Source organism: Neisseria sp., assembly GCF_030523955.1.
GTDB lineage: Bacteria > Pseudomonadota > Gammaproteobacteria > Burkholderiales > Neisseriaceae > Neisseria.
Genome location: NZ_JAUNHL010000095.1, coordinates 1 through 5,656, shown reverse-complemented (window position 1 = coordinate 5,656; position 5,656 = coordinate 1). Strand labels below are relative to the sequence as shown.

The following is a 5,656-nucleotide window of genomic DNA, read 5'->3' as shown; positions in this document are numbered from 1 at the left end:
TGTGCTTATGAGGTGCTGTTTCGAAAAACGTTGCGCTTGGTTTGACAATTCAAGCGGTAAACAAAACGGCATCAATCTCATTCGAAGCCGCCGATTGAACTTCTTACGCGGCTCCTTAATCAAATTTAGCATTCGTTCCGGTTTGCAAAGGCCGTGAATTAAAGCATAATTGCCCTCTTGCGAATCAACGGCTACAGAAATATATGAGCCTTCTCACCCATACCATCGAATTACCCGACGAAGCGGCTACTGCCGCTTTGGGCGCTTCATGGGCTCCCCATATCTGCGCCCCCTTGGTGGTGTATCTGGCCGGTGATTTGGGGGCGGGCAAAACCACATTCGTGCGCGGCTTACTGCGCGGTTCGGATTATCAAGGAACCGTGAAAAGCCCCACTTACACACTGGTCGAATCTTATCCGCTGGAACAAGCGGATTTCCACCACTTCGATCTCTACCGTTTTACCAGCCCGGAAGAATGGCTGGATGCCGGTTTGGACGAATTGTTCACCCCCCGCAGCATTTGTCTGATCGAATGGCCGCAGCAAGCCGAAGGCTTTGCACCTGCCGCCGATCTGACCGTCAATCTCTCACACTTGAAAACCGGCCGCCTTTGTCAGCTGGCCGCCCATACAGAACACGGCAAAAGAAGTTTGGAAGCATGGATAAAAAATTAACCCGCCGCCAAATCGTGCGCGCTGCCGGCGCCGGATTGGTATTGAGCGTTACCCCGGTGGCTTGGGCCAAGCGCGGCGCGGCACCGCAATTTATCGCCGTGCGCATCTGGCCTGCCAACGCCTACACACGGGTCACTCTGGAAGCCAGCCAGCGCCTCGATTATAAATATTTCACCATAGATAACCCCCGCCGCCTGGTTATCGACATCCGCGGCGTTACCCTCAACAGCGTACTGCAAAGCCTGGGCGGAAAAGTTCAGAAAAGCGATCCTTATATCGGCGGCATCCGCGCCGGCCAGAATACACCCGACACCGTACGCGTGGTGATTGATCTGAAAACCGCAGTCAACCCCCAAGTGTTCGCCCTCAATCCGGTTTCCAACTTCCGCCACCGCTTGGTCGTCGATTTATATCCGCAGTCGACCGCCGATGCCCGCGATCCATTGATGGCGCTGCTGGAAGACTATTCGCAGGGTAAAATTTCCTCCAGCGGCACCGGTGCGGACACCCCGCCTGTCAGTGAGCCGCCGCCCGACTCCGGCGGCAGATCGGGCGGCAAACGCCAAGCAATCGTGATGCTCGACCCCGGTCATGGCGGCGAAGACCCCGGTGCCATCGGTCCCAGCGGTTTGCGCGAAAAAGACGTGGTACTCTCCATCGCCCGCGAAATGAAAAAGCGGCTGGATGCCATGGGCTACCGCACCTATCTCACCCGCAACGAAGACATTTTCATTCCGCTAGGCGTACGCGTCGCCAAAGCGCGCAAACAAAAAGCCGACGTTTTCATTTCCATCCACGCCGATGCTTTTACCAATCCCAGCGCCCGCGGTACCGGCGTTTATGCGCTGAGTACCAAAGGCGCTACCAGTTCGGCCGCCCGCTTTCTCGCGCAAACCCAGAATAACGCCGACTTAATCGGCGGTGTAAAAACCGTGGGCATCCACAGCGTCGACAGCGCCATTATGGACATGACCCAAACCGTTACCAACCGTGACAGCCTGGCCCTCGGCCAGCGCGTACTAACCGAACTTGGCAAACTAAACAAACTGCACAAAGGCAACGTCGACCGCGCCAACTTCGCCGTATTGCGCGCGCCCGATATTCCTTCGATTCTGGTGGAAACCGCCTTCATCTCCAACCCCGAAGAAGAGCGCCTGCTCGGTAGCAGCAGCTTCCGCCAAAAGTGCGCCCAAGCCATTTGCGACGGCGTTCAGAAGTATATCAACAACGCGGTTTTGGCACGCCGCTAGCCGGCGGTAGCGCTTTAATCATCCGTATGCCTGTCTGAAAAAACTTTTCAGACAGGCATTCCCTTATATCCTGAAACAGTTTGACAACACAGCCCTTATGACACCCGAACAACTGCTCGCCATCGACCACCGACACATTTGGCACCCCTACGCCGCCATGCCCAATACCCTGCCGGTTTATCCGGTTCGCGCCGCGCACGGCTGCATCATCGAGCTGGCCGACGGCCGGCGACTCATCGACGGCATGTCTTCCTGGTGGGCGGCCTTGCACGGCTACAACCACCCCCGCCTCAACACCGCCGCACAAGCCCAGTTGCAGCAGATGAGCCACGTCATGTTCGGCGGCCTCACCCATGAACCAGCCGCACGTTTGGCCGAACGTTTGGTTTCCATTTTGCCCGCCGGGCTCGATAAAATCTTCTTTGCCGACAGCGGCTCGGTAGCGGTAGAAGTCGCCATGAAAATGGCCCTGCAATACCAACAGGCCAAAGGCCTATCCGGCAAACACCGCTTCGCCGCCATCCGCGCCGGCTATCACGGCGACACTTGGCACGCCATGTCGGTGTGCGACCCCGAAACCGGCATGCACGGCCTGTTTAGCCGCAGCCTGCCGGTACAATATTTCCTGCCGCAACCGCCCTGCCGTTTTCACGAAACATGGTCTGCCGATGCCGCCTTTGCATTGGAAGATTTGTTTGAACAACACGCCGGCAGCCTCGCCGCCCTGATACTGGAACCCATCGTACAAGGTGCCGGCGGCATGTATTTCTATCACCCCGAATACCTGCGCCACGCCCGCCGCCTGTGCGACCGGCACGGCGTACTGTTGATTTTCGACGAAATCGCTACCGGGTTCGGCCGCACCGGCAAACTGTTCGCCCTCGAACACGCCGCCGTTACCCCCGATATCCTTACCTTAGGCAAAGGCCTCACCGGCGGCTACCTCACCCTTTCCGCCGCCGTCACCCGCAATGATATTGCCGCCGCCATCAGCAGCAGCGCTTCCGGCTGTTTTATGCACGGCCCCACTTTCATGGCCAACCCGCTTGCTTGCGCCATCGCCGCCGAAAGCATCGCTTTGCTATTGGAAAGCCCGTGGCAGCAAAGAGTCGCCGACATCGAGGCCTGTCTGAAAAAACAACTCATCACCGCCCGCGAGTGGCCCTGCGTACAAGACATACGTGTACTCGGCGCCATCGGCGTGATTGAAATGAAGGAAAACGTGAATATGCCCACCCTGCAAGCACGGCTGGTGGACCACGGCGTATGGGTACGGCCGTTCGGCAAACTGGTGTACCTGATGCCGCCGTTTATCATCAGCACCGAAGAATTGCAGCGCCTGATTACCGGTTTATTGAATGCGCTGGCGGAAGAATACGGAATGCCTGTCTGAAAGAAAGCATCTATAGCGGATTAACTTAACTTTCGCTACGGCGCTGCTGCGCCTTGCCGTACGTGTGTACTGTCTTCGGCTTGCTGCCTTGTATCGAAGTAATTGAATCCGCTATAAAAAAACAGCCGCCTGCATCGACACAGGCGGCTGTTTTTTTGAAATAAGGTGGCGAGCCAAACCCCTGGCACTAGCGCTTCAGAGTGGGCTGCTGGCTTCCGCCCCTGACCCGTTGCTCCAAATTACCATGCAGGGAGACCCGCCGTAGAGGAAAGAGATTATACAGTATTTTCAGCAGAAGCCAAGTATTTTGCAGCTGTGCGATTGCAGCGTGCACCCAACACAACTTTGAACTTTGAATTATGAAACTTGATTACAACCATTTTCAGTTTCATCGCCGTTTATCCGCACACAAGCTCCTTTTCAGACAGGCATCCACTATTTCCACCCCTTTTATGAAAATAAATTACAAACAAACCCGCATGCACCCGCAGCATGCTTCCCAACCTAGCTATCCTACTTGAGCGTACACGCCGTTTTTTTCACCCAGTCAAGTCCGCAAATAGACAAATATTTTGTTTTATCCGACAAAAAAATCAACTTCGTAGACAAATATCCGCCGACAAGGCTGCACATACCCCCTTAAAAAGGATAAAATAATGGCCTACCAAGGTTATTAAACTACAAAAAAGAGAACGCTCAGCATAAAGCCAGTAACCTATCGATTTGAGGATAACCGACATCCCGATTCATCACACAGGAACGCAAGATGACCGCCGCCCCACAACGTATCCGTGAAATCCCCTACAACTATACTTCTTATTCCGACCGCGAAATCGTTATCCGCCTCTTGGGTGCCGAAGCCTGGGACGTGCTGCAAGACTTACGCGGCCAGCGGAAAACCGGCCGTTCGGCGCGTATGTTGTTCGAAGTATTGGGCGATATCTGGGCAGTGGTACGCAATCCTTATCTGGTCGACGATTTGCTGGAACACCCCGATCGCAAAAACGCTTTGGTGCGTGAAATGCGCCACCGTCTGAATGAAATCCAGAAGCGCCGCGACAACAACGCCCAAGTCGCCCAATTACTGCAGGCATCGGAAACAGCGGTACAACGCTTCGATGACAGCTTCGAAACCACCCGCCAAAAGCGCGAACAGATTCTGGCACGTTTGAGCAAAATCACCCGCAAACACAACATTATGTTCGACGGCCTCGCCCGTGTGAGCCACGTTACCGACGCCACCGACTGGCGCGTGGAATATCCGTTTGTGGTGGTCAACCCCGACAGCGAAGACGAAATCGCGCCGCTGGTGCGCGCCTTAATCGAGCTGGATTTAACCATTATTCCGCGCGGCGGCGGCACCGGCTACACCGGTGGCGCGGTGCCGCTCGATGCGATGAGCGCGGTAATCAACACCGAAAAACTCGACAAACACAACGGCGTGCAATATGTGGAACTGCCCGGCCTCGAGGGCACGCACCCGATTATCCACTGCGGCGCCGGCGTGGTAACTCGGCGGGTGGAAGAAACCGCCGCCGCAGCCAAACTCGTGTTTGCGGTCGATCCCACTTCCGCCGACGCTTCCTGCGTGGGCGGCAACGTGGCGATGAACGCCGGCGGCAAAAAAGCGGTGCTGTGGGGCACGGCGCTGGATAATCTCGCCTATTGGAAAATGGTCAATCCGCAGGGCGAATGGCTGAAAATCGAGCGTGTGCGCCACAACTTCGGCAAAATCCACGACGAAGACACCGCCATATTCGATGTGCACACGCTCACTTCAGACGGCCTGAACATCGTGAAAACCGAGCGTTTGGAAATCCCCGGCCACAAATTCCGCAAAGTCGGCCTCGGCAAAGACGTTACCGACAAATTCCTAAGCGGCCTGCCCGGCGTGCAGAAAGAAGGCACCGACGGCATCATCACCAGCTGCGCGTTCGTGCTGCACACCATGCCCAAACACATCCGCACCATCTGTTTGGAGTTTTTCGGCACCGTCGCCAACGCCACCCCTTCCATCGTCGAAATTCGCGACTACCTACTCGGCCACGAGAGCGTGCAACTGGCCGGCTTGGAACACCTCGACTGGCGCTATGTGCGCGCCGTCGGCTACGCCACCAAAGCGGCGGGTAAAGGCCGCCCCAAAATGGTGCTGATCGCCGACATCGTCAGCGACGACGAAGCCGCCGTCATCGAAGCGGCCGACCACATCGTGAAGCTGGCACAGGTGCGCGACGGCGAAGGCTTTATCGCCGTTACCCCCGAGGCGCGCAAAACCTTCTGGCTTGACCGCAGCCGCACCGCCGCCATCGCCAAACACACCAACGCCTTCAAAATCAACG

4 protein-coding genes and 1 other RNA gene are annotated in these 5,656 nt (G+C 56.4%); 4 read left to right on the top strand and 1 reads right to left on the bottom strand.

Annotated features, from left to right (window positions below; all coding sequences use genetic code 11):
• The first annotated feature begins 203 nt into the window (after window positions 1-203).
• From tsaE to bioA, 3 genes are all read left to right on the top strand, one after another.
• Window positions 204-674, top strand: a complete 471-nt coding sequence (gene tsaE / locus Q4C79_RS12875) for a tRNA (adenosine(37)-N6)-threonylcarbamoyltransferase complex ATPase subunit type 1 TsaE (protein WP_303091423.1) — start codon at window positions 204-206, stop codon at window positions 672-674.
• Window positions 659-1,924, top strand: coding sequence for an N-acetylmuramoyl-L-alanine amidase (locus tag Q4C79_RS12870; protein ID WP_303091422.1), 1,266 nt, complete (start codon window positions 659-661; stop codon window positions 1,922-1,924). Before tsaE ends, Q4C79_RS12870 begins: the two co-directional genes overlap by 16 nt.
• A gap of 97 nt (window positions 1,925-2,021) precedes the next feature.
• Window positions 2,022-3,317, top strand: coding sequence for an adenosylmethionine--8-amino-7-oxononanoate transaminase (gene bioA / locus Q4C79_RS12865; RefSeq protein WP_303091421.1), 1,296 nt, complete (start codon window positions 2,022-2,024; stop codon window positions 3,315-3,317).
• A gap of 164 nt (window positions 3,318-3,481) precedes the next feature.
• Here bioA and ffs read toward each other — a convergent pair.
• Window positions 3,482-3,578: signal recognition particle sRNA small type (gene ffs, locus Q4C79_RS12860), an RNA gene on the bottom strand.
• Between the two features lie 505 nt (window positions 3,579-4,083).
• On the opposite strand from ffs, the gene Q4C79_RS12855 reads away from it, so the two are divergent.
• Window positions 4,084-5,656, top strand: a 1,573-nt coding sequence (locus tag Q4C79_RS12855) for a DUF3683 domain-containing protein (RefSeq protein ID WP_303091420.1), incomplete at its 3' end; no start/stop codon positions are given.

Coding starts and splice junctions, on each gene's coding strand:
- tsaE (WP_303091423.1), top strand. CDS start 204: ATGAGCCTTCTCACCCATACCATCGAATTACCCGACGAAGCGGCTACT.
- Q4C79_RS12870 (WP_303091422.1), top strand. CDS start 659: ATGGATAAAAAATTAACCCGCCGCCAAATCGTGCGCGCTGCCGGCGCC.
- bioA (WP_303091421.1), top strand. CDS start 2,022: ATGACACCCGAACAACTGCTCGCCATCGACCACCGACACATTTGGCAC.